This is a genomic window from Marivirga salinae, assembly GCF_030503855.1.
Classification (GTDB): Bacteria; Bacteroidota; Bacteroidia; order Cytophagales; family Cyclobacteriaceae; genus Marivirga; species Marivirga salinarum.
Map to the genome: position 1 here is coordinate 1,640,348 of NZ_CP129971.1, position 22,933 is coordinate 1,663,280.

The 22,933-nt window shown below is 34.0% G+C and carries 20 protein-coding genes; 12 read left to right on the plus strand and 8 right to left on the minus strand.

Annotated elements, in window-relative coordinates:
* Positions 1 to 580 precede the first annotated feature (580 nt).
* Both thiL and mce read right to left on the minus strand, forming a co-directional pair.
* Positions 581 to 1,615, minus strand: coding sequence for a thiamine-phosphate kinase (thiL, locus tag QYS49_RS06995; RefSeq protein ID WP_308351004.1), 1,035 nt, complete (start codon positions 1,613 to 1,615; stop codon positions 581 to 583).
* Positions 1,616 to 1,798: 183 nt separating this feature from the next.
* A complete protein-coding gene (gene mce / locus QYS49_RS07000) occupies positions 1,799 to 2,203 on the minus strand; it encodes a methylmalonyl-CoA epimerase (RefSeq protein WP_308351005.1) in 405 nt (134 codons plus the stop codon).
* 132 nt (positions 2,204 to 2,335) lie between these two features.
* On the opposite strand from mce, the gene QYS49_RS07005 reads away from it, so the two are divergent.
* The 4 genes from QYS49_RS07005 (at position 2,336) to murI (ending at position 4,798) form a co-directional block, all read left to right on the plus strand.
* Positions 2,336 to 2,743 (plus strand): hypothetical protein, encoded by a 408-nt coding sequence (locus QYS49_RS07005; protein ID WP_308351006.1) that lies wholly within the window; start codon positions 2,336 to 2,338, stop codon positions 2,741 to 2,743.
* Between the two features lie 16 nt (positions 2,744 to 2,759).
* Positions 2,760 to 3,086 carry a HesB/IscA family protein gene (locus QYS49_RS07010; protein WP_308351008.1) on the plus strand — a complete coding sequence of 109 codons (327 nt, stop codon included), beginning with the start codon at positions 2,760 to 2,762 and terminating at the stop codon, positions 3,084 to 3,086.
* 392 nt (positions 3,087 to 3,478) lie between these two features.
* Complete coding sequence (locus tag QYS49_RS07015) at positions 3,479 to 3,934, plus strand: hypothetical protein (RefSeq protein ID WP_308351009.1); 456 nt, start codon at positions 3,479 to 3,481, stop codon at positions 3,932 to 3,934.
* Positions 3,935 to 3,985: 51 nt separating this feature from the next.
* Positions 3,986 to 4,798, plus strand: a complete 813-nt coding sequence (gene murI / locus QYS49_RS07020; protein ID WP_308351010.1) for a glutamate racemase — start codon at positions 3,986 to 3,988, stop codon at positions 4,796 to 4,798.
* Here murI and QYS49_RS07025 read toward each other — a convergent pair.
* Entirely contained in the window at positions 4,785 to 6,761 is a 1,977-nt protein-coding gene (locus QYS49_RS07025; protein ID WP_308351011.1) for an ATP-binding protein, read from the minus strand. The two genes, murI and QYS49_RS07025, sit on opposite strands and share 14 nt — an antisense overlap.
* Positions 6,762 to 6,990: 229 nt before the next feature.
* On the opposite strand from QYS49_RS07025, the gene QYS49_RS07030 reads away from it, so the two are divergent.
* The 5 genes from QYS49_RS07030 (at position 6,991) to QYS49_RS07050 (ending at position 13,949) form a co-directional block, all read left to right on the plus strand.
* Positions 6,991 to 8,865 (plus strand): amidophosphoribosyltransferase, encoded by a 1,875-nt coding sequence (locus QYS49_RS07030; RefSeq protein WP_308351012.1) that lies wholly within the window; start codon positions 6,991 to 6,993, stop codon positions 8,863 to 8,865.
* Between the two features lie 214 nt (positions 8,866 to 9,079).
* Positions 9,080 to 10,399, plus strand: a complete 1,320-nt coding sequence (locus tag QYS49_RS07035; protein WP_308351013.1) for a sugar porter family MFS transporter — start codon at positions 9,080 to 9,082, stop codon at positions 10,397 to 10,399.
* Positions 10,400 to 10,628: 229 nt separating this feature from the next.
* The gene (locus QYS49_RS07040) at positions 10,629 to 11,279 is read left to right on the plus strand and encodes a TetR/AcrR family transcriptional regulator (protein ID WP_308351014.1); all 651 of its coding nucleotides are present in this window, start codon (positions 10,629 to 10,631) and stop codon (positions 11,277 to 11,279) included.
* A gap of 2 nt (positions 11,280 to 11,281) precedes the next feature.
* The gene (locus tag QYS49_RS07045) at positions 11,282 to 12,622 is read left to right on the plus strand and encodes an ABC1 kinase family protein (protein ID WP_308351015.1); all 1,341 of its coding nucleotides are present in this window, start codon (positions 11,282 to 11,284) and stop codon (positions 12,620 to 12,622) included.
* Positions 12,623 to 12,782: 160 nt separating this feature from the next.
* Positions 12,783 to 13,949, plus strand: coding sequence for a hypothetical protein (locus QYS49_RS07050; protein ID WP_308351016.1), 1,167 nt, complete (start codon positions 12,783 to 12,785; stop codon positions 13,947 to 13,949).
* A gap of 5 nt (positions 13,950 to 13,954) precedes the next feature.
* On the opposite strand, the gene QYS49_RS07055 is transcribed toward QYS49_RS07050, so the two are convergent.
* Genes QYS49_RS07055 through QYS49_RS07065 form a run of 3 tightly spaced genes read right to left on the minus strand, consistent with a single transcriptional unit; the run spans position 13,955 to position 17,460 of the window.
* Positions 13,955 to 14,185 (minus strand): DUF2905 domain-containing protein, encoded by a 231-nt coding sequence (locus tag QYS49_RS07055; protein WP_308351017.1) that lies wholly within the window; start codon positions 14,183 to 14,185, stop codon positions 13,955 to 13,957.
* The gene (locus tag QYS49_RS07060) at positions 14,172 to 15,101 is read right to left on the minus strand and encodes a DUF4249 domain-containing protein (protein ID WP_308351018.1); all 930 of its coding nucleotides are present in this window, start codon (positions 15,099 to 15,101) and stop codon (positions 14,172 to 14,174) included. Before QYS49_RS07060 ends, QYS49_RS07055 begins: the two co-directional genes overlap by 14 nt.
* On the minus strand, positions 15,091 to 17,460 hold the full coding sequence (locus QYS49_RS07065; protein WP_308351019.1) for a TonB-dependent receptor: 2,370 nt from the start codon (positions 17,458 to 17,460) through the stop codon (positions 15,091 to 15,093). The genes QYS49_RS07060 and QYS49_RS07065 overlap by 11 nt, the downstream gene beginning before the upstream one ends.
* A 239-nt stretch (positions 17,461 to 17,699) precedes the next feature.
* Here QYS49_RS07065 and QYS49_RS07070 point away from each other — a divergent pair, with 239 nt between their 5' ends.
* Entirely contained in the window at positions 17,700 to 18,257 is a 558-nt protein-coding gene (locus tag QYS49_RS07070; RefSeq protein ID WP_308351021.1) for a hypothetical protein, read from the plus strand.
* Positions 18,258 to 18,505: 248 nt separating this feature from the next.
* Positions 18,506 to 19,051 carry a hypothetical protein gene (locus QYS49_RS07075; protein WP_308351022.1) on the plus strand — a complete coding sequence of 182 codons (546 nt, stop codon included), beginning with the start codon at positions 18,506 to 18,508 and terminating at the stop codon, positions 19,049 to 19,051.
* A 315-nt stretch (positions 19,052 to 19,366) separates the two neighbouring features.
* On the opposite strand, the gene QYS49_RS07080 is transcribed toward QYS49_RS07075, so the two are convergent.
* Positions 19,367 to 20,107, minus strand: coding sequence for an RNA methyltransferase (locus tag QYS49_RS07080; protein WP_308351023.1), 741 nt, complete (start codon positions 20,105 to 20,107; stop codon positions 19,367 to 19,369).
* A gap of 19 nt (positions 20,108 to 20,126) precedes the next feature.
* Between QYS49_RS07080 and tamL the strand changes: the two genes are divergently transcribed.
* Complete coding sequence (tamL, locus tag QYS49_RS07085) at positions 20,127 to 22,553, plus strand: translocation and assembly module lipoprotein TamL (RefSeq protein ID WP_308351024.1); 2,427 nt, start codon at positions 20,127 to 20,129, stop codon at positions 22,551 to 22,553.
* Here the strand turns inward: tamL and QYS49_RS07090 are convergent.
* Positions 22,541 to 22,819 (minus strand): hypothetical protein, encoded by a 279-nt coding sequence (locus tag QYS49_RS07090; protein WP_308351026.1) that lies wholly within the window; start codon positions 22,817 to 22,819, stop codon positions 22,541 to 22,543. The two genes, tamL and QYS49_RS07090, sit on opposite strands and share 13 nt — an antisense overlap.
* Between the last annotated feature and the right edge of the window lie 114 nt (positions 22,820 to 22,933).

Consider the following 22,933-nt stretch of genomic DNA (forward strand, 5'->3'; position numbering starts at 1 on the left):
AGATGATTTTCAGAACTCTTTAGGCTTTTAATTCCCTTCATTCCTTAGTACTAACAGCCAGTGCTTATCATTCAGATTATTGCAGTAAAGTTAAAAGTGTTTGAATTAGCACCCAATACATAAATAATTGTATTCTATCTAAGTATATATACCCAGCAGTTTTGAGAAAACGCTTGACTTCCGACTTCATTTGAAATACAATTACCTCCAGAAAATCCTACCGTACCACTGGCGTGTGTACATATTAAGCTTGGCAGTTTTTAATGTACTTGAAAATGCAACTCTTAATTTTACAAAAAAAGAATTTGTAATAGCTAAAAAAACTTGAATGCGCTTATGATTGTGTCACAAGCATTATGAGAAGTAGATACTTCTGAAGGTTTCTAAATATGTTTCGTTGCATTTGTGAAGACACAAATGTGGGCAAAAAAGAATCGAGAATAAACTAACTTAACAATATTGGGCTTACGCTTAGGAAGAAAAACGCCTGCTGTTTACTCCTCCGTGAAAATCTCAGAGATATTTAGGGTTAAAAAAGGACAGCCCATGACTGTCCTTTTCTTTCTTTTGTGGTTTAATTTCAACTAAAATGATCCCAGCCTTGAGCCTTCAAAGGAATAGGGTTTCCTTTTGTAGTAACCAAATTTAACCCACTAGATTTTTCATTGATATAACCAATGAAATGAATATCAGGGTGGTTTTTTACTTTCTCAAATTCCTCTTGAGAGATGGTGAAAAGTAATTCATAATCCTCACCTCCATTTAAAATGGCAGTATTCGGATCCAATTTGAATTCAAGTGCTGTTTCTTGCGTGTTGGTAGCAAAGGGCAATTTATCCTCATGAACATTGATGCCTACATCTGAATGTTTAGCAATATGATGCAATTCAGAAGCCAATCCATCGGAAATATCAATCATGGAGGTTGGTACAATTTTCAAATCCAAAAGCTCGTGAACTAAGTCCATTCTGGCCTCAGGCTTTAATTGTCTTCCCACTATATATTGATATTTATCCAGTTGCGGTTGCATATCAGGATTTTCTAAATAGACTTGCTTTTCCCTTTCCAAAACTTGCAATCCCATATAAGCACCGCCTAAATCACCGGTTACGCAAACAATGTCATTTACTTTAGCACCTGATCTGTAAGAAATTTTATCTTTATCAACTTTACCAATTGCTGTAACAGAAATCATTAATCCCGAAGGAGAAGCGGTAGTGTCACCGCCAACCAAATCAACTTTGTAAGCATCACAAGCCGCTTTTACTCCTTCATAAAATGCATCTATGGCTTCGAATGAAAATCTATTGCTTAAAGCTATACTTACGGTGATTTGCTCTGCTATTCCGTTCATGGCGGCAATATCTGATACATTTACTGCCACAGCTTTAAATCCCAAATGATGTAAAGGAAAATAAGAAAGGTCAAAATGTACGCCTTCAATGAGCATATCAGTGGAAACCAATTGGAAATAATCGCCCACATCAATCACCGCAGCATCATCCCCAATGGCATATTTAGTAGAATTATTCTGTTTGCTGAACTTTTCTGCGATTTTATCGATTAACCCAAATTCACCGAGTTTATTTATTTCTGTTCTATTTTGATGGCTCATTTTAATATTTTTGAGTTTCTAAATTGAATTCTTTACTTTTGTATTATGAAGACTAAATTATTAAAAACATTCATTTTCTTGCTTTTAGGAGCGTTTATTTTTTCCGCTTGTAATAAAAGTTCTTTTCAAACTAGAAAAGGCAAAAAGAAGATTAAATACTATAATTCTATTCAGCACCAATAATCATTTTTTGATTTCTTGGCATAATTCTATAAGAACGCCATTGGTGCTTTTAGGATGTAAAAAGCAGACTAATTTATTATCAGCCCCTTTTTTAGGGGCTTTATTGATTAGTTGAAAACCTTCTTCTTCCAATCTTTTCATTTCTGATTCAATATTTTCAACCTCATAAGCGATGTGATGGATGCCTTCTCCTTTTTTCTCAATAAATTTGGCAATGGCACTATCTTCAGTTTCTGCTTCTAACAGTTCTATTTTAGTTTCGCCCATTTGAAAAAAAGAGGTAGCAACACCTTCACTTTCCACTTTTTCCAGTTTATAAGGAGCTTTATTGAATAGTTTACTGAAAAGTGAATTGGCACTTTCCATATTTTTCACTGCTATACCGATATGTTCTACTTTCAACATGCTTTTTAATTTTGTGCGACTAATTGACTAACTTTGCATTTGAGAATGCAAAAATGCAGAAACTTTTCCATGGATAAAAAAGTTGGGATACTCAAAATCATTATTTAAATTTCAAAAAGGAAATAATTTAGGATGGAAACATCAACAGACATACATATAGAAAGTGCTAGGCTGCAGAAAGAAATCATAAACTATCTGGGCTTGAATGATAGTGAGTTGGTCTTTGAATTTGGTTCTCAAGATGGGAAGGTAAAGCTCGATTTGATTACCATCAATCCGAGGCACAACCAATCCTTTTTATTTCATTCTGAAATGGGCTATGATAAATTGGAAGCCCTAAAGAAAATGATGGATTATGTCAAAAACTTTAGGGAAAGGGAAAGTTCCTACACCATTCAGTGGATGACAAAAGATGACAAACAATTGCATACCTCTTATTTTAGAGCAAGCAATATTTTAGATAGTTTAGACAAACTTTATTACGGCAGAGATCGTAATACCATAACCGTTTTTAGTGTAGTGCTAAATCCAGTATCATAAATAAATATTAATAGCCATGATTATTGTTACAGATAAAGCGAAAGACAGATTAGGGAAGTTGAAAACAGAAGAAGGACACACTGAAGGGAGCAATGTGAGGGTTTCAGTAAAAGGTGGAGGATGTTCTGGTTTAATGTATGATTTAAGTTTTGATGATCAGATTAAAGAAGGAGATGAGGTGTTTGAGGATAAAGGAGTAAAGCTTCTAGTAGATAAAAAAAGCATGTTATACCTCTTGGGAACAACTTTAGATTTTTCAGATGGTCTAAATGGAAATGGTTTCCAATTCATCAATCCTAATGCAAGTAGGACATGCGGCTGCGGAGAAAGCTTTTCTATTTAGAAAACTAATCGCAATTTAAACCTATCATCATATTTTACTAAGAATTTAGAATGGATGGAGTGCCACCAATCATGGAGTTAACCCACGATCGGTGGCACATCAACCGGAATCTAGTTTCAATAGAACTGGCAGACTTTTTTAACTGTTCAAAGGAAAATGATTAAAAATAACCCTTGATATTTGCGAATTTCAAGGGTTTTTTTATTAAAAATGCATAAATCTGATTACCCTCTCTTCAGATGTGACAGTGAGAGCGCATTCTATAACAAAAACCCTATATAAAAAACGATTGAAATGGGCGCTACCTTTAATAATCCTATTTTCTGTTTTGATTCTTGTTTTATTTTTTAATTAGGCTTGATTTATATATTTTGGTATATAATTTATGACAAATGCCACTCAATAACTTCAATCCTAAACATCAAGGACTTCAAAAAAGCCGCCTTAAAAAGCGAGTCCTAAAATTTCAAAAATTGCTTAAAGCCTTAAGCGAAAGGGAAATTACAGCATTAGCTTTACAAGCTATAAATGTTGAAATTGATAAGGTTAATCAAGCTGAATCAGAAACAAAATTGTCAAAGCAATTGCAGAAATCTTTCAGAAAAATTCTAATAATTTCTGAAAAGGAATTGAATCTAGTTGTGAAGGATCATTACAGAAATATGTGGTTAGCAATAGGGATGAGCGCATTTGGAATACCATTAGGAGTTGCATTTGGAGCTGCACTAAATAATTATGCGTTTATTGGACTAGGGATTCCAATTGGTTTTGGAATTGGGATTGCAATTGGTTCAAAAAAAGATAAAGAAGCATTTGAAGAAGGCAGACAATTAAATGTTGAAATGTAGATTTGTAAAAATATCTTCGAAATTATTGTAACAACTTCCCATCTTTGCAAGATGCATAAAGATAATTCAGCTCCCATAGGTATTTTCGATTCTGGTATAGGCGGGCTTACAGTGGCGCATAAAGTAAAAGAATTGATGCCCAATGAAGGTATGGTTTATTTCGGTGATATTGCTCATTTGCCTTATGGCGATAAATCAGCAGCTGCCATTCAAGCTTATAGCATAAAAGTAACCGATGTCTTACTGCAACAAGGTTGTAAATTAATTCTGATAGCTTGTAACTCTGCTTCATCTGCTGCTTTTGAATTAGTGCGCGAATATGTTGGCTCCAAAGCAAAAGTCTTTAATGTGATTGATCCTGTGGTGGAGCATGTAGCACAAAATTATAGTAATCAAAAAGTTGGACTAATTGGGACTAAGCAAACAGTTAATTCCAATGCTTATGAATCAAAACTAAAACAACTGAACCCTAGCATTGAGTTGAAAAGTTTGGCTACTCCGCTTTTGGTACCGATGATAGAGGAAGGATTTTTTGAAAATAGAATCAGTCATGATATAATTGAAGCTTATCTTCATAATGATGAATTAAAGGGGATTGAAGCTTTAATATTGGGGTGTACTCATTATCCTTTGATTAAAAAAGAGATCAATAAGTTCTATGATGGAAAGGTAGATATTTTGGATTCTGCCACCATAGTTGCCAAAAGATTAGAGCAATTCTTAAAGGAATATGATCTCTTTTCGGAGAATAAAACCAGAAAAGATAGGTTTTTAGTTTCGGATATTACTGCCTCTTTTGAAGCTTCAGCCAAAATATTCTTTCACGAAGAAGTGCATTTAGAGAAGTTCCCTATTTGGGATTAACAGGGATTTTTAAAGTAAATTGAGTACCTTCATTAACAGTTGAGCTGACTGATATTTCCCCTGCTAAAAATGAAATGGCTTTATGTGCTAAAAACAGTCCTAAACCCGACCCTTGAGTTTTATTACTGATTTTGAAATAAGGCTTAAATAAATCTTCAAAATATTTTTCAGGGATCCCGAATCCATTGTCTTTTACGTGGATGTAGAAATAGTAATTTCCTTCATCAGTGAAAATTTCTATTTCATTCTTTTCTTCTCTTTGGTAAAGCAGAGCATTTTCTAAAATATTATCCAATGCAATTCTCAGTAATGCCTTATTCGCTTGAACGGACTTTGCTTTTTCATTGATATTTACTGTGATATTGGCATTTTGCTCCTTAATTTCCAAAGACATATCATCAATACATTCTTTAGTTAATTCTTCAATATCAACCTTTTCAATTTGATGAGAATTGTTGAGTTCATAAGCCATTTGAAGTTTGAACAGCATCTTGTCCATGCTCATAGCAGTACTGTGGACTTTGTGGAAAAGCTGTTTCATTTCCTCAGGATCAGTATTCATTTGAGCAATATTGTTCAGGCCTAATAAAGTTCGAATAGGTCGTCTAATATCATGTGATGCTCGATATAAGTAGGTATCTAATTCCTTATTGATTTCCATCAAACGAGCCGTTCTTTCAGACACCTTGGCTTCCAACATTTCATTCAACTTATCAATTTTCTTATTTTTATTTCTAAGCGTAAAAACATACCACAAGACTACCAATAATGTGATTGCTATGATAATCAAAAGTGCAGTTCTTAATTTTAGATGTGAAGCTTGAAGTTGATTAGTATTTTGAAGTAATTCCAACTTACTGATTTCCTGCTCCATTAAATGCCGCTCGTGCAAGCTTGCAACATCATTACTTAAATTAATGGAGTCTCTAATTTTATCTTGATTTATATATTCTCTTAAATACTGATTTGATTTTGCAGTTTCGCCATTTATCTCAGCAACCATGGAGCCCACTTTGTAATATTCAGCTTTAGTTTTTGGATTCGTAATAGGGAATTTTCCCTCAATTTCTTGCATTTTATTAAATGTACTGATAAGTGAATCTTTATTGTCCAATTCTATATAAATCCAACTTAAATAAACAAGTGCATTCATACCGCTGTTAAATTCTCCTGCATTAATACTAGTTTTGAAATCTTTTTGCAGTAGAGGAATAGCTTTTTCATAATCTCCCTTTTCGTAATAGATTGTAGCTTTATTACCATTATTTAAGGCAAGCCTAACAGAGTCATTTAAAGCTGAAGCTAATTTCACAGCCTTATTAATATTATGTAAGGATTTCTCAAATTTATGGATCCTTCTGTATGCAATTCCCTTTATTTCATAAAGGCCTAATAGCGTGGTGGAATCCATTCTGTTAAATACTTTAACTTCATTTATAGTATTCAATCCTTTCTCAGCATACTCTATACTTATTAAATTGTTCCAACCATTCAAATTTATAATGCCAATTCTATAATAGATATGAGCTAAATATGAGGGTCTATTTAATTCTTTAATAAGTGATGAGGCCCTCAAATAACTTTCTAAGGATTGAATAGGCTGGTTGAGTCTATCATAAAATTGTGCAAGTTTATAATAGAGAAACGCTTGAAGTTCATCAACTAATTTTGACTTTGGGATAATTTTAGATACAAATTGAACCCCTAATTCATTTTCCTTGTTTTCATCAAGCAAGGCTAGCAGTTTAAGAGAATTTTGAAATTGAGAAAATTCGGTGATTTGTGAAGTGGAAAAATTTTCTACCTTTTTAATTAAGGTTTTCTGAGTAATATTTATTTTCTCCGATTCTTTCAGTTCGTGTTGATAGTAAAGATTTAATGAATCGAAAGAAATAACTTGAGAAAACCCAGTAGATACAGTTAAAAAAAATATTGCTATTTGTACTAAAACAGTCTTTATCACTTCTATGCTTAGTTTAAATCTTGGTTTGAAGCAGTGAGCATCAAAAAGTTAAATTCAAAAATAGGATTATTTTCAAACTTAACCCTTACTAATTAAGTAAATTCATCCCAATAAAACCATACTTCTATCGAATATCTTACTTGGATTATTTTTAGTTATGATCTTAATGAACGAAAAACATTGAACATCAATTATAATAAACTTAACTTTGCACTTTAAGTAAAAAATCATGAGCGATAGCATAAAACACGAATGCGGAATAGCCCTAATCCGCTTAAGAAAACCACTTCAATATTTCATAGATAAATACGGTCCGCTTTATGCCATGAATAAGCTGTACTTGTTAATGGAAAAGCAACATAACCGTGGACAAGACGGAGCCGGAGTGGGCAATGTAAAGCTAAATGTGGATCCGGGTCATCGATATATAAGTAGGTATCGCTCAGTTGATAATCAGCCCATTACCCAAATTTTTAAGAAAATTTCCAAGAAATATAAAAAAGCTAGGAAAGAAGGGGGTAAGTGGTATAACCAAGAGAAATGGCTGAAAGAGAATTGTGCTTTTACTGGTGAAGTTTGGTTAGGTCACTTAAGGTATGGTACACACGGTCAAAATGCTATTGAGAATTGCCATCCAATGTTACGTCAAAATAACTGGAAAAACAGAAGTTTGATGGTGGCTGGAAACTTCAATATGACCAACGTTGAAGAATTATTTGATATTTTAACCGAGCTAGGGCAGCATCCTAAAGAAAAAGTAGATACCGTTACGGTGATGGAGAAAATCGGCCATTTCTTGGATGAAGAAAACCAAAGAATTTTTGAACAGCATAAGGATGAATATACGAATGCTGAAATCACTCAAATAATTGAAGAAAAACTAGATTTACTGGATGTATTGCAACGCGCTTGTCGGGATTTTGATGGCGGCTATGCTATGGCAGGCATCACTGGTGCTGGCCATGCTTTTGTAGCAAGAGATCCATTTGGTATCAGACCTGCTCATTTCTACGCTGATGATGAAGTTGTGGTGGTAGCTTCTGAGAAAACAGCTATTAAAACTGCTTTCAATGTTAATTATGAGGATATACAGGAAATCAAACCTGCTCATGCTTTAGTCATCAATACTAAAGGGGATTATAAAATGGAGCAATTTATTGAGCCTTTGGAGCGTAAATCATGCAGTTTTGAAAGAATTTACTTCTCAAGAGGTTCTGATCCTCAAATTTATGCTGAGCGTAAAATGTTAGGTAAGCTTTTAGTTCCTAAAATATTAGAAGCCATCGATTATGATTTAGAGAACACAGTTTTTTCATATATCCCCAATACAGCCGAGACTTCCTTTTTAGGAATGATGGAAGGTATGGAGCAGCATTTAGCTAAAAGGCAATTACAGGAATTAAGAAGTACTCGAGAAGATGATAAAGCTTTAGAAAAATTATTAGCTTTCCGTCCGAGAGTTGAGAAGTTGGTGATTAAAGATGCTAAATTAAGAACTTTCATTACGGACGATCAGCATAGAGATGAATTAGTAGCCCACGTTTATGATACCACATATGAAGTTATAAAAAAGAAGGTGGATACGGTTGTGGTAATTGATGATTCTATTGTTCGTGGTACAACTTTAGAGAAAAGTATCTTAAGAATGTTGGATAGATTGGAGCCTAAGAAGATTATCATTGTGTCCTCAGCCCCACAAATTCGATTCCCTGATTGCTATGGAATTGATATGAGTAAAATGAAAGATTTTATTGCTTTTAGAGCTGTTTTAGCTTTACTCAAAGAAACCAAGCAAGAAAATGTTTTGGAGGAAGCCTATCAAAAATGCTTAACAAGTGATAATACTGAAAATCATGTGAAAGATGTTTTTGCACCATTTAGCTATGAGCAAGTCTCACAAAAAATAGCAGAATTGGTGAAAATTGATACCATTGAAGCTGAAGTAGAAGTAATTTACCAAACGGTAGAGAATTTGCATAAAGCGAGTCCAGACCATTTAGGCGATTGGTATTTTACAGGCGATTTCCCAACCCAAGGTGGAAATAGAGTCGTAAATAAAGCTTTTGTCAATTTTATGGAAGGGAAAGAAGTAAGGGCTTATTAAGGTTTGCAAGTTGACATGTTTACAAGTTTTTCAGGTTGGCAAGTTTATAAGTTGTCGGGTTGGTGTGATTATATGACTTCCAACTCCCTGCTTCCCACTTCAAGCTTCTGACTTTTAACTTGCCAACTTGCCAACGAGACAACCTGCTAACTTGGTCTTTCCATTTCCAATTTACTTTCCTATTTTTAGCAATTGCTAATTGAATAGAGAAAAGATGTTCAAAAACTCTTACGTATTTTTCATATCATTAACGGCTGCTTTGGGCGGCTTTTTATTTGGTTTTGATACTGCCGTAATTTCAGGTGCGGAGCAAGCCATACAAGAAATATGGCAACTTTCAGATTGGATGCATGGATTTTCAATTGCTGTTGCTTTATACGGAACCGTAATTGGTGCCTTGGCTGCAGGCTATCCAGCCAATCGGTTTGGTAGAAAACCTATGCTCTTGCTCATTGGTGTTCTTTATACCGTTTCTGCTTTAGGTTCAGCTTTGGCTCCTGATGTCAATACATTCATGTTTTTTAGATTTTTAGGAGGCTTAGGTGTTGGCGCTTCGTCCGTGATTGCCCCAATGTATATTAGCGAAATTGCCCCCGCTGGAAAAAGAGGAATGTTAGTGGCACTCTTTCAATTCAATGTAGTTTTAGGAATTCTAATTGCTTATTTCTCTAATTATTTGATAGCATTAGCTGATTTAGATAGCAGCTGGAGATGGATGTTGGGTGTAGAAATTATCCCGGCTGTGTTATATTCTTTATTAAGTATTCGATTACCTCGAAGCCCCAGATGGTTAATAGCTAATCATAATGATTATGAAGAAGCTCGAACTGTTTTAACCAAGACGGATCCTGAAAATGTGGATCGTATCATTCAAAATATTGAAAAGGAAAAAGCAAAAATGGAGCGAAAGGAAGGCTTTTTTGCACTGTTCAAAATTAAATATTTCAAATTCACCTTCATGGCAATCTTGATTGCTTTCTTTAATCAATTATCAGGTATAAATGCTATCATATACTTTGCCCCTAGGATTTTTGAATCTGCTGGAATCAGCACTGAGAACGGCTTACTTTCCACCATGGGGATTGGATTTATCAATGTTATAGCCACTATGTTCGGATTATATTTGATTGATAGAATGGGAAGAAAATTTTTGCTTTATCTAGGCTCGGCCGGTTATTTGATTTCCTTGAGTTTAATGGCCATAAGTTTTAGTGGAGATATTATCCCTTCTAATTTACTCCCGTTTTTTGTGTTTTTATTCATTGCAGCTCACGCAGTAGGTAGTGGCTCCATTATTTGGGCTTTTATAGCCGAGATTTTCCCTAACAAATTAAGAGCCCATGGTCAGTCAATTGGGAGTTTCACTCATTGGTTATTTGCGGCCATAATTGCGAACGTATTTCCTTATTTCGCCAGCACTTTTGGTTCTTCTGTCATCTTTTGGTTTTTTGCCGTAATGATGCTTGTTCAATTATTATGGGCAATTTTTATTATGCCTGAAACAAAAGGAAGAGAATTGGAAGAGATAAAATAGCGTTATAGATGTTAAAATGATTTGGCTTTCATCAAGGAAAATATTATTAATATGGGAAGCTCGCACCAACAGTAAATGTAAAAATGAAAAGTTAGCGCGAGCTTCCTAGCTCGTGCTCCTTTTTTTTACTATAATTCACCTTCAATTAAAACTGTTCTCATTTTCTTTTCATTTCCTTAAACCTTTCCCATTATCAGGCTGTTACATCACCATAATTACAATTTGACTTATGGCAAAAAAGCAAACAGCAAAACCAATCGATTCAAAAATAAAAGAAGCCTATATTGACTTTGTTTTAGAACATGGAAAGGAACCTGCTTCCATCTACAAATTCGCTAAGGATTTGAAAATGAAAGAAGTAGATTTTTATAATCATTTTAATTCATTCAAAGCATTACAAAAGCATATTTGGGCTGATTTCTTAAAGGAGACCATTAATAATTTGCATGCAGAAGAAACATTCGTGGAATATTCTTCAAGAGAAAAGTTATTGGCTTTATACTTCACTTTAATTGAAGTATTAAAAACTAATCGCTCTTATGCAATGATGGATCTACAGAAAATGAGAAAGGGAGATTTGAAGCCAGCTTTCTTAGATGCCTTCAAAAAGCAATTCTACAAATTTGTTGATGAAATATTGCTTCAAGGAAAGGAAACTGAAGAAATTGTGGATAGACCTGTGATTGGAGATCGTTATTCAGAAGGTTTATGGATCCAAACATTATTTATCCTTCAATTTTGGGCTAATGATGACAGCAAGGATTTTGAAAAAACAGATGCAGCTATAGAAAAAGCGGTAAATGTTGCTTATGATTTGATGGGTAAAAGCCCATTAGATTCAATGTTTGATTTTGCCAAATTCATATTTCAAAACCGATAATAATGAGCGATAGAAAAGAACAATCCCGAATCCCTATTTCTAAAATTCAACGTGCCAGTAAATTTGTTTCAACGGGTGCAAGAGTAGGAGGGAATTACATAAAACATTATTCAAAGAAAGCCTTCAATCCTAAAATGGATCGAACGCAATTGGATTTAGATAATGCCGAAGATATTTATGGCTCCTTAAGTGAGTTGAAGGGTAGTGCATTAAAAGTGGCTCAAATGCTAAGTATGGACAGGAATTTACTACCTCCTGCTTATCAGGAGAAATTCACTATGTCTCAATATAGCGCCCCGCCATTATCTTATCCTTTGGTGGTGAAAACTTTTCAAAAAACATTAGGCAAAAGCCCTGAGGCAATTTTTGATACCTTTACTAAAAGTGCTGTGAATGCGGCTTCTATGGGGCAGGTACATCAAGCAACTAAAGGTGACAAAACCTATGCCGTTAAAATCCAATATCCTGGTGTTGCGGATAGCATTAGTTCTGATTTGAGATTAGTTCGGCCATTCGCCACTCGCTTATTCAATATGAGCAATGCGGAATTAGATCACTACATGAGTGAGGTAGAAGGTAAGTTGATGGAAGAAGCTGATTATGGTTTAGAATTGCAGCGTTCAAAAGAAATCACTGAAGCTATGGCTGGTAAAATTGATGGATTATATTTTCCAAAATATTATAAAGAGTTATCGGGCGATAGGGTGATTACCATGGATTGGTTAGATGGAGTTCATTTAAAAGAATTTTTGGCAACAAATCCATCTCAAGAAATTAAAAATAAGATCGGTCAGGCACTTTGGGATTTTTACAATTTCCAATTTCATGAACTAAGACAAGTACATGCCGATCCACATCCGGGGAATTTCATGTTCATGGATGATGGAACCATGGGAATCATCGATTTCGGATGTATTAAAGAAATTCCAGATGATTTCTATGAAAATTATTTTGCGCTACTTAAGCCTGGTTTTATGCAGGATAAAGAAGAGATTGATAAACGATTTAAAGCTTTGGATTTCTTTCATGAAAACGATAGCCCAGCGGAAAGAAAAATTTTCAGTTCTGTCTTTTTAGAAATGATTGGCATGTTGAGCAAGCCTTTCCAATATGATACTTTCAATTTTGGCAATAATGATTTCTTTGAAGAAATTTATGCAATGGGCGAGCGAGTTTCTAATATGAAAGAAGTGAGAAATAGCAATGGCGCTAGAGGTTCAAGACATGGATTATATGTGAACCGAACTTATTTCGGACTTTATAACATGCTTAATCAACTAGATGCAGAAGTGAACATCACCAAACCTGAGTGGTTAAATGGAAGTACTGAAAAAGTAGCGTAACAGATTTTAAATAATGTTTGATTAGAAATAGCCATACTATATAGTGTGGCTATTTTTTTAGAAGCATTGTTAATTTGAAAAAATTGTAACGAAATAATGCCCATTTGTTTGATTATTTCGTTATAAAGCCTAGTACTAATGGGTTCTAAGGAAATGCACCATGCAATTTATTTATAGAATAATTGGCTTCATTCTAGTTTGCTTGTTTGCGATGAATGCATTCGCACAAAATAAGATTGTCATAGATGATAGAACTTCGATTATCACCCCAGAGCTTGAGCAAATTCTTCAAAGAAAATTTCTGGAAAAGGATATTTACCTGACCAGTTCTGTAGATTTCAGAGAAAAATGTAATTACTATTTTTCCTCAATTACCAAAGAAAATAATTTTTTTAAAATCGATATTCAGGATTGCAATAATAAAGTCTTGGGGTCTGTTTTGGCTGGGGCAAATCTTCAATCTATCCCAAATGATGAAAAGGCTATTATTATATTCTACAATTTGTGGGATATAATAGAGAATCCGAGAGAGATGGTCGTGCAGCTTGATGAAAAAACGGAAAAGGTAAAGGCGGATACTTTGGATTCAGAGCATGATTCGCGCTACTTCTTTGCTCCTACAGCACTTCCTCTAAGGAAAAGAGAATTGTACTACAATTCATTATACTTTTTGTTACATGATATTCAATACGGTATAACCAACCGTCTGACTATCGGAATGGGTACCACAGTTATTGGCTTGCCGGTTTATTTTACAGGAAAATATAGTATTCCAATTCAAGAAAATTCGCATTTGGCTTTTGGTGATATGTTGATTTTAGGTACTTATGGCACCAATTTTTTTGGTAATCTGGCTTTTGGAACTTACACCTATGGCAATAGCCACAGCAATTTTTCGATTGGCGGTGGGCACTTGTATTTCAATCCTAATGACAATTCCAGAAAAAGTTCTTCCGCTGTAGGGAATATTTCAGGGATATATCAAGCAGGGAAATATTTTTATTTACTCACTGAAAATTATTTATTTAATTTTCAATCAATGGATGATGCTTCTAGAGAGACTCAATTGCCTGATGGATCTTTTATTTTTGAAGAAAGACAGTACAATACTCAACGAACAATTTGGTATGGTTTAACAGGGATTCGTTTTATAAGGAAAAGCAATGAATTGGTTAGCTGGCAAATTGGTTTTACCCACGTGCTGATCTCATATTCAGATATTCCGGTACCTTACAATACTCCTGAATGGTCTACTTTTAGCCCCGATGGTGGATATGATTTTTTCACTTTTCCAACTTTTTCTTTCATTAGAAAGTTTAAGTTGTAAGTTTTTTATAGAAAATTTCTAAGTAATCGAAATAAAACAGAAACAATTAAACTTACTAATAACATAGTAGTAATCGGGAAATAAAACCGGAAATTCTCTTTTTCTATTCGTATGTCTCCTGGAAGTTTCCCTATCCACTGCAGTTTGTCATGGAAAAAATAGATAATGATGCCTGCTAGAATGACGCAGGCACCAATTATGATTAAATATTTACCTAAAGAGTTATTTGTTTGCATCTTTAATTTCTATCGGGATCTCAACAACTGTGGATGTAGCTAGAATTCCGTAACCATTTTCCACATTAGTAAAGATTTGTGTAGGCTCTGTAAATGGATCAGGGTATTGGTTAAGTTCTAAGCTTTTCAAATACAAATAAAAAGATTTACTAATTTTATGAATTTCAAAGACATACTCAGAACTGGCTTCATAATCTTCACCTCCATAGAAGGCATCAGATAAATTATTTGTTGTAAATCGAATTGTATATTCATTTCCGTTAAAGAGTTCATCTTTTAGGACTTGCATTTGGCCCATCGAATTCAGATAAACAAATTCGATTTGTAAATCTGATGATTCTAAATAAGCATCGTATTTAATATAAGTAGTATCTTCTGGATTGTCAATACTCCATTCTTTGGCATTCCGTTTTAACATAAATAAATAGAAATCTTCTGAAGAAGGGTTGTCTTTAAAAGTAAGAGTAATTTCTGATTCGCTTCCGTTACCATATTGGTGATTTACTTCTTCTGATGTATATTCAAATTGTAAATCTCCTTCTTTAAATGTCTCTAATGATTTTTCGATTGCGACAACATCCTCAAAACCATCAACTTTTGCAATGATTTTGTATTCTGTATCAGGTTTAATTTCGATGTTTTCATTTTGATAAAAACCTGAACCAAAATGTTCTAGAAATCCAATTTCCTTGTCATTTTCAAATAAGATTACTTCAGCATTTTGAATGTTGTCAGTTCCTCTTTTATCAAAAATAAAAGTAGATCGATTAACTTCCACTACAGGATGTTGCTCAGTTTTAAACCAGGCATTTAGTACTAATTTGGATTCACTTTCATCGATTTTCAAATCCACTTCTTTCTGGCATCCTGAAAACAGAATTAAAGAAAGTATGATAAACTTTAGATTATTTTTCATTTGGTCTGAATTTAAAGTTGTAAGTAAAAGAAGGAATTAATTGAAAAAGACTTACTTGGTTGAAAGATGTTTCCCCTATGCTATTAGTGGTGGTATTTATGAAAAAAGGGTTTTGCCTATTGTACAAATTGTAAACGCTTATGGTCCAGCTTGAACTTCCCCAATCCTTTTCCTTATGTCGGGTTATTCCAAAATCAGCTCGGTGATAGGAAGGCATTCTATAAGCATTCCGATCGCTATATTGATAAACTTCATCATTTCCGTAATAGTTACCATCATTATTTCTAGGCCTTTCTGATAATGGTGGAACTTTTGCAATAGGTAGCGTGATAGAATTACCGGTTCCATACACCCAAGTTCCGCTTATTTCCCATTTATCATTTAGTCGATAATTTGTTACCACACTTATATCGTGCCTTCGGTCATATTTATAAGGAAATACTCTCCCGAAATTTAGATCATCAAATTGTCTGTTATTGTAGGATAAAGTATAACCTATCCAGCCGTTAAAATTACCCTCCTTCTTTCTGAAGAGAAATTCAGCTCCATAACTCCATCCATCTCCAATAGCAACTTTGTCTTCCCAGCTTTCATCCAAATTTAAAAAGTTTGAACCTTCCTTATATTCAAGCAAGTTGTTCATGTTTTTGTAATAGCCTTCAACAGAAAGGTCGTATTTTCCATCTGCTATTAATGAAGACATTCCTATAGCGGTTTGTTGCGCATATTGTGGTTCGATATTATTAGTAACAGGCACCCATAAATCTGTTGGCAAGCCAATTCCTGAATTCGTCAACAAATGGAGAAATTGGGCCATTTCGGCATAAGAGGCTTTAAAGGATAATTTGTTATTGACTAAATAGCGTGCACTAATCCTAGGTTGAACCGATGGATAAAATTCATCTCTTACTCTAAAAGCAGAGGCATGAATACCTGCATTTACTTTTAATTTATGGATCGGCTCAAATTCATCTTCTATATAAACTGAAAATTCATTGCCATAAATAGGTTGTGTATCTGGAGATTCAAACCCAGTTTCGAAGTCTGCCTCAAAATTAAAGGCTTCAGGTTGAAAAATATGATAGATGTAATTGGCACCAAATTTTAAGGAATGACCATTGTTTAGGTAATAGTCAAAATCAAATTTCAAACCATAATCCGTAATTCCTGAAGTATACTCGGTATAGAAGTTTTCCTCGGTTTCCTCATCCGGTGTTGCATATCTGGAATAGCTTTCGTTAAATAAATCAAAGCTATAACGACTGTAAGTGGCAGTTGTATTGAGAAATAGTTGATTGGAAAATAAATGATTCCATCTTCCTGCAGTAGTAAAGTTTCCCCACTGTATTCCTGCTTCGTCTTTATATTCGTTAATGGATCCACCATTGTCAAATTCATATTCATCGCGCGCATAGAATTTATCTTTTCCGGTATAAGCACTTAAATAAACGCGATCATTATCGGAGAATTTATAATTGGCTTTGGCATTAAAATCATGAAAGAAATAACCTAAATCCACATCATCAGTACTCGCTCTAATTAAAGGTCTTGCTAAAATATCAATATAAGTTCTTCTTCCGGAGAGAATAATGGAGCCTTTATCTTTTTTGATGGGTCCTTCTACTGATAGTCTGGATGAAATTAAGCCGATTCCACCTTCTGCTTGCCAGTTTTTCATATTGCCGTCTTTCATATTGATGTCGATCACGGAGGATAATCTCCCACCATATCTGGCTGGAAAGCCACCTTTTATCACTTCTACATTACTGATGGCATCGGCATTAAAAACCGAAAAGAAACCAAATAAGTGGGAAGCATTATAAACGGGAACGCCATCAAGCAAAATTAAATTTTGATCTGGTCCACCGCCTCTTACGTAAATTCCACTGCTTCCTTCTGACCCACTTTGTACGCCTGGCATCAATTGAATGGTTTTCAACACATCGACTTCACCCAATAAAGCAGGAATGGCTTTTATATCTTGAGCACTTATTTTCATACTACTCATCTTGGTAAGCTCCAAATCAGGGCGCGTTCCTTTTACTACCACTTCCGACAATTCATCGGAGAGGTTTAATTCAAAATGGATGGTGGTGTCTCCATTGAGCTTTACGAATTTTTTGGTGGTGGCATATCCAACATAAGAAACTTCCAAAGTCGCTGTGTCTCCGGGAATATTTAAGCTATAAAAGCCATAGGCATTGGCTGAGGTTCCTTTTTTGGTGGCAGGTTGCCAGATGTTGGCTCCAATTAAATTCTCACCTGTTTTAGCATCTTTTATATACCCGCTGATTCTATTTTGAGCATTTGAATATACACTGAAGCTAATCAGGGTAATAACTAATATGCAGTTTTTCATTTAGCTTGGATTAGGTTGATAGTTTACATAAAATTCAAATACTAACGTAATTCAAACTTCTGTATTATGGAATAATCGAATATATTATTTCTTTTCTTATAGAATTTTATAATTATTTTATTACTGAACAACTAAAGATTAGTCCAATTCATCGAAAAAATTGCATAAATAGACTGCTAGAAGTAATTTTTCTAATAAGAACATGTATTTTTGTTTCATCGTATTTAAAGAAGAAAATTATGAACACATTTAAGAATTTATTGATTTATTCAATTTCACTTATTGCATTATTTAGTTTGACTGCAATTTCTTGTGAAGACTTATCGGAAGAAGTTACTATAGATGTTCCAACTGATATTACTAAAGTTATTAGATTAGCAAGTGAAGAAGCCGGTGGTTTTGAAATTGTTGAACCAGTTGATATTGCATCTGAGGAGTTCAATGAAAGACGTGAGCAGATGAAGGATTACAAAATTGAATCTATCACTTTTGAAGTGGTGGATAATTTAGCAGAAGGAAGTGCTGTTCCTAATGACTTGATACTTTCATTTGATGCTGGGGGTACCTTTGTGACAACAGGAGGTACTTTTCTTACTGGTACAACATTGCAAGCAAAATTAAATAACATTACTCCAGAAATGCTTGATCAAGTGAAAGGAGCAATTGAGGGGTATATACTTGATAGCTCTACAGCAGGTCCTGTTATGGAAGTCTCTTTTGGAGGAAATGCAGATGCTCCATTGGATTATACTATTACCTTAGTTATAGAAGCTACTATAGAGGCTGGAGTAGAATAAAAAATTTAAAAAAAAAATATCTAAACCTGTTTACATGCTGTAAGCAGGTTTTTTTGTGTTTAAAAATACACACCTAGTTTTTAGGGGATTTCTTGAAAAGAATAGAAGGTAATTTAGGCATTGTATTATTGACTGGCGATCCTTCTTAGTAGTCACTTCATCGAAAAAGTATGGTATTTAGGCTATTAGAAATAATCTTTCTAATATTTATTAGTACTTTTGAATTATCGTATTAAAAGAAGAAAATTATGAGCACATTTAAAAATTTATTAATTTATTCGATTTCAATAATCGCATTATTTAGTTTGACTGCAATTTCTTGTGATGACATAGGAGACATTGAGCTTCCTGATATTACTGCCCCAATGGATATTGAGAAAACCTATGTTATTGATACTTCTGAAGCAGCATATTTTGCTAAATATGAAACAATTGATCCAGCTGAAGATTTAGCGGAATATAAAGATAGAATTAAATCTGCCGAAATTGAAAAAATTTCGGCTGAGATAACTGAATTATTAGATGGAAATAGCGCTATTACTGATGGGTTATTCATTATTTATGATATTAGTCAAGGTGTGCCAGTTAAAGTGTTCGAATATGACCTTCCTGATTTTTCTAAAGTCTCTGAAACTATCGAAATACCAATTGATAGCGAAGCCAAAGAATTTTTGAAAAACGCTGTTGAAAATGATGAAAAATTTGATGTTGGTTTCGATATTTTTGTGACTGGTCCATCACATTATCAGGTAGACGTAACATTTCATGGTGTTATTACAGCATCAGCAGAATAATCAAGTCAATAAAAATATATTATAAATCATTGACCTGTTTGCTTCCTGCAAACAGGTTTTTTTATGCTTAAAAATTTATCCTACCTTGTCATATTATGGACCAATCCGAATATCTACACGGGAGATTTTAATTTTAGAATCTTAATTCATCCTGAACTTTGGAAGCATAAAGATTTTCTTTAGTAAACTCTTAAAATATAGGACAAACTGCTGCTCCCCTGTTTTAGGGGAGCTTCCGCTGGCTAGCGGATGAGGGAGTGTATAAACCACAAATAGAAGACGGTCTCATTAAACCTAATAAAATTGGTAATAGGCTTAATAACTCCTAAAAACATTATCACAAATAATAGCCGTAGCCATTGCGGCATTAAGCGATTCTGCTTCGCCTATCCTAGGAATGGTTATTTTGTCGCTAATCAGCGGAATTAAGTCAGAATTTATACCGTGAGATTCGTTACCAATTAACAATAGACCATCCTTAGCAAATTTAACTTTATGTACATTTTTTCCTTCTAATAAAGCTCCGTAAATTTTTCTGTGCTTGTTTTCCGTTAAAAATTCTTTTAAATCTCTTCGATAGAGATTAGTTCTAAATATCGAACCCATTGATGCACTGATCACTTTTGGGTTATAAAATTCGGCAGTAGTTTCAGAACAGATGATATTTTTGATACCATACCAATCAGCTAATCTGATAATCGTCCCCAGGTTGCCTGGGTCTCTTATATCGTCTAGTACCAAATCAAAACCATTTGAGTCATATTTTGGAGGGGTTTTATCATGTACAACTGCCAATGCATCAGTATTGCTTTGAAAAGCGCCCAATGCACTTAATTCTTTTTCTTTTGCAATGATTGGCTCAATCTCAGAACTATTCATTTCCTTTTGATGTCTACTTAAAAAATCTTCACTGACAATTAAATATTTTAATTTATAGGAAGAATTTAATAATTCAAGGGTATTTTTGGCTCCTTCAACTATAAATAGCGCTTCTTTTTGTCGGAATTTCTTTAATTGAAGAGATTTGATGAACTTTGTATTATTCTTAGTAAGCATTTATTCGATAGCACTAAAATTGAGTATAAAAGTAATAAAATCCTTTCTGCTGGTCAGTATCCTGTTTTTCACTTCTTGTGTTGGCACGAGCTATTTGAAAAAAGATGAAAAACTTCTCTATAAACAGAAGATTAAAGGTAATGAAAATATTTCTTCTGATAGATTAGACGATCTATATACCCAAAAAGCAAATAAAAGAATTCTTCTTTTGCCAATATCTCCTTATGTAGCTTTTTATGAGGTAGGGAAACAATACTATGATAAAGAAGAGATAGAACAAAAATTAGAAGATGTTCAACAGACTTTATCTCAGAAAATAGAACTTGCGAGAGAGAATGAAAAATTTGGTAGAGCCACAAGGCTTGAAAGAAAATTAAATAATAAATCCGATAAGCTTAATACCAAATTAAAAGATGGTAATATTTTGATGCGTTGGGGTGAGCCCTTAGCCATTTATGATTCTACTGCAACCGAAAGAACCGAAGATCAAATTCAGCTCTTTTTAGAATCCAAAGGATTTTTCGATGCGGAAGTTGATTATGTGCTCAAAGAAAAGGGCTATAAAGATAGGAGGGTGATTGTAACTTATCATATTGAAGAAAATAAATCATATGTAATTGATACCGTTTTTTATGATGTAGGAGATGATAAAGTAATGATGAGTGTCCTCATTGGTGGTGCAAGAAACAGTTTGGTTAAGGCAGGTAATACTTATGATCAGAGTAAACTGACTCAGGAAAGGGAGAGAATAGAAACTTTAATGAAGAATAATGGCTACTATACTTTCTCCAGGCAATTTGTAGAATTTAATGTTTTTCGGGATCCAGACACCACTTCTTTAGCATTGGAAATCCTTATTAATAAACCCCAAGATGGCCAAAATCATAAACGATATACCTTGGATGAAGTGAATTTTACAACGGATGTTAATACTCAAATCGGTGGAGTTAAGAGGACGGTTGAAAAATTTAATTCTATTAATTATTCATATTACGAACATACCTATAAAAAGAGAATATTAGATCAGAGAGTATTCCTTCGCCCAGGAGAATTCTATAGCCTCGAGAAGACATTAAATACTCAACGTCAATTGGCTAATTTGGACATGTTTCGATTCGTGAACATAAAATATGATACAGCAGGAGGTGATTTTGTGGCCAATATTTTCACTAGTCCATTGGAAAAATATCAATTGAGCAATGAGGTTGGCGTCAATGTGAATGTAACTTTCGGTTTGCCAGGGCCTTTTTACAATGTGTCTTTAAAAAACAGGAATCCTTTTGGTGGTATTGAGGTAATGGAACTCTCAGGGCGTTTGGGGGTTGAAGGAGTAGCTAGTTTATCAGATGAAACAAATGTGACTACTGCCACCGAGGCAAGAGCTAATTTGTCTTTTACCTTCCCACACTTTCTATTTCCTTTTGGTACTCAACTTAAATCTCGATTTGCATTGTTAAACCCCAAAACCAAAACCGGTTTAGGATTTAATTATACTAAAAGACCGGAATTTGAGAGAAGTAATTTAAACGCCTCTTATGGGTATTCGTGGCAAAATAAAATGAGATGGATGTTTGATTTGACCATTACTGATGTCAATCTTATAGAGTCTGATTTAGAAAAGAATTTTAGAGATGCTTTAGAAGAGCAAGCTACCTTTGGAAGGCAGCTGAGTAGATCATTTCTGCCATCATTTGTTTCAAGCAGCTCTATCAACATTTCTAAAAATTTCAATAATTATGGCCAAGCTAACAGTAGGGCCAGTTTTATAAAATTCTTTGCTGAAACAGGAGGTAATTTATTAAATGTAAATGCCATTAGTAAAAACATAAATGATGATTCTTTAGCGTACTTTCAGTTTCTGAAAGCTTCAGTTGACTATAGGACTTATATTCCATATGGGCGGGAAAGTACATTTGCATATCGCTTTCATGTTGGGGTTGCTAAGCCTTATGGTGAATTTTCACGGGGTTTATTACCTTATGAAAAATATTATTTTGCAGGGGGTAGCAATAGTATTAGAGCATGGGCTCCAAGAAGGTTAGGGCCTGGCAGTTTTGTGGAAACAGATGAGGAAGGGAATTTTATATATAATTTTGAAAGACCGGGAGAAATTATTTTGGAAACTAGTATAGAAGTAAGGCGCAATTTGATCAGTTTTTTAGACGGTGCACTTTTTCTCGATGCGGGAAATGTTTGGTCTTTTTCTGAAAATGATGAGCCTGGTAGTGATTTTCAATTGGATAGTTTTTTTAATGAAATTGCAGTAGGAACAGGTTTTGGTTTGAGAATCGACTTTTCCTTTTTAATTATGCGTTTTGACCTAGCCTTTAAATTATATGATCCTGCAAGAGATCCAGGAGAGAGATGGACTATAGATGAATGGAACTTAGGAACTAGAGATAATTACGGGCCAGCATTAAATATTGGGATTGGTTACCCGTTTTGATTCTTCTTTTTGCGAAAGATATTTTTTATATCTTCAAAAGACTCTTCAAAACTATCGGCTATATCTTTAAAAACCTCCTTATTATCATCTGTAAACTCGTTAAAGTCTTTTTCTAAAGATTCTTTGTTACGTTTTAATTCTTGCAACCGCTCTTTTAATTCCAGCTTTTCAGAAATATTGCTGCTGCTAATTTCAGAAAACAATTCATCTATTTTCTTTCCTGCTTTACTAAAAAATTCTTCAGCTTTTCCTCTTTTATATTCCATCATCATGTATTTTTATCAAACCTTTGATTAAAGTTAATAAATTTTGGGAAGCATAAATTAGAAATATTTAAATAAATTTTGGAAAATAAGGCGTCAAAGTAATGTCATTTCATA

Excerpts from the sequence above, each read along its gene's own strand:
- thiL (WP_308351004.1), bottom strand. The coding sequence starts at position 1,615 with ATGAGCCATCAAAATAGAACAGAAATAAATAAACTCGGTGAATTTGGG.
- QYS49_RS07055 (WP_308351017.1), bottom strand. The coding sequence starts at position 14,185 with ATGCAAACAAATAACTCTTTAGGTAAATATTTAATCATAATTGGTGCC.
- QYS49_RS07060 (WP_308351018.1), bottom strand. The coding sequence starts at position 15,101 with ATGAAAAATAATCTAAAGTTTATCATACTTTCTTTAATTCTGTTTTCA.
- QYS49_RS07045 (WP_308351015.1), top strand. The coding sequence starts at position 11,282 with ATGAGCGATAGAAAAGAACAATCCCGAATCCCTATTTCTAAAATTCAA.
- QYS49_RS07005 (WP_308351006.1), top strand. The coding sequence starts at position 2,336 with ATGGAAACATCAACAGACATACATATAGAAAGTGCTAGGCTGCAGAAA.
- QYS49_RS07010 (WP_308351008.1), top strand. The coding sequence starts at position 2,760 with ATGATTATTGTTACAGATAAAGCGAAAGACAGATTAGGGAAGTTGAAA.
- QYS49_RS07040 (WP_308351014.1), top strand. The coding sequence starts at position 10,629 with ATGGCAAAAAAGCAAACAGCAAAACCAATCGATTCAAAAATAAAAGAA.
- QYS49_RS07090 (WP_308351026.1), bottom strand. The coding sequence starts at position 22,819 with ATGGAATATAAAAGAGGAAAAGCTGAAGAATTTTTTAGTAAAGCAGGA.
- QYS49_RS07070 (WP_308351021.1), top strand. The coding sequence starts at position 17,700 with ATGAACACATTTAAGAATTTATTGATTTATTCAATTTCACTTATTGCA.
- murI (WP_308351010.1), top strand. The coding sequence starts at position 3,986 with ATGCATAAAGATAATTCAGCTCCCATAGGTATTTTCGATTCTGGTATA.
- QYS49_RS07050 (WP_308351016.1), top strand. The coding sequence starts at position 12,783 with ATGCAATTTATTTATAGAATAATTGGCTTCATTCTAGTTTGCTTGTTT.
- mce (WP_308351005.1), bottom strand. The coding sequence starts at position 2,203 with ATGTTGAAAGTAGAACATATCGGTATAGCAGTGAAAAATATGGAAAGT.
- QYS49_RS07065 (WP_308351019.1), bottom strand. The coding sequence starts at position 17,460 with ATGAAAAACTGCATATTAGTTATTACCCTGATTAGCTTCAGTGTATAT.
- QYS49_RS07015 (WP_308351009.1), top strand. The coding sequence starts at position 3,479 with ATGCCACTCAATAACTTCAATCCTAAACATCAAGGACTTCAAAAAAGC.
- QYS49_RS07075 (WP_308351022.1), top strand. The coding sequence starts at position 18,506 with ATGAGCACATTTAAAAATTTATTAATTTATTCGATTTCAATAATCGCA.
- QYS49_RS07080 (WP_308351023.1), bottom strand. The coding sequence starts at position 20,107 with ATGCTTACTAAGAATAATACAAAGTTCATCAAATCTCTTCAATTAAAG.
- QYS49_RS07035 (WP_308351013.1), top strand. The coding sequence starts at position 9,080 with ATGTTCAAAAACTCTTACGTATTTTTCATATCATTAACGGCTGCTTTG.
- QYS49_RS07030 (WP_308351012.1), top strand. The coding sequence starts at position 6,991 with ATGAGCGATAGCATAAAACACGAATGCGGAATAGCCCTAATCCGCTTA.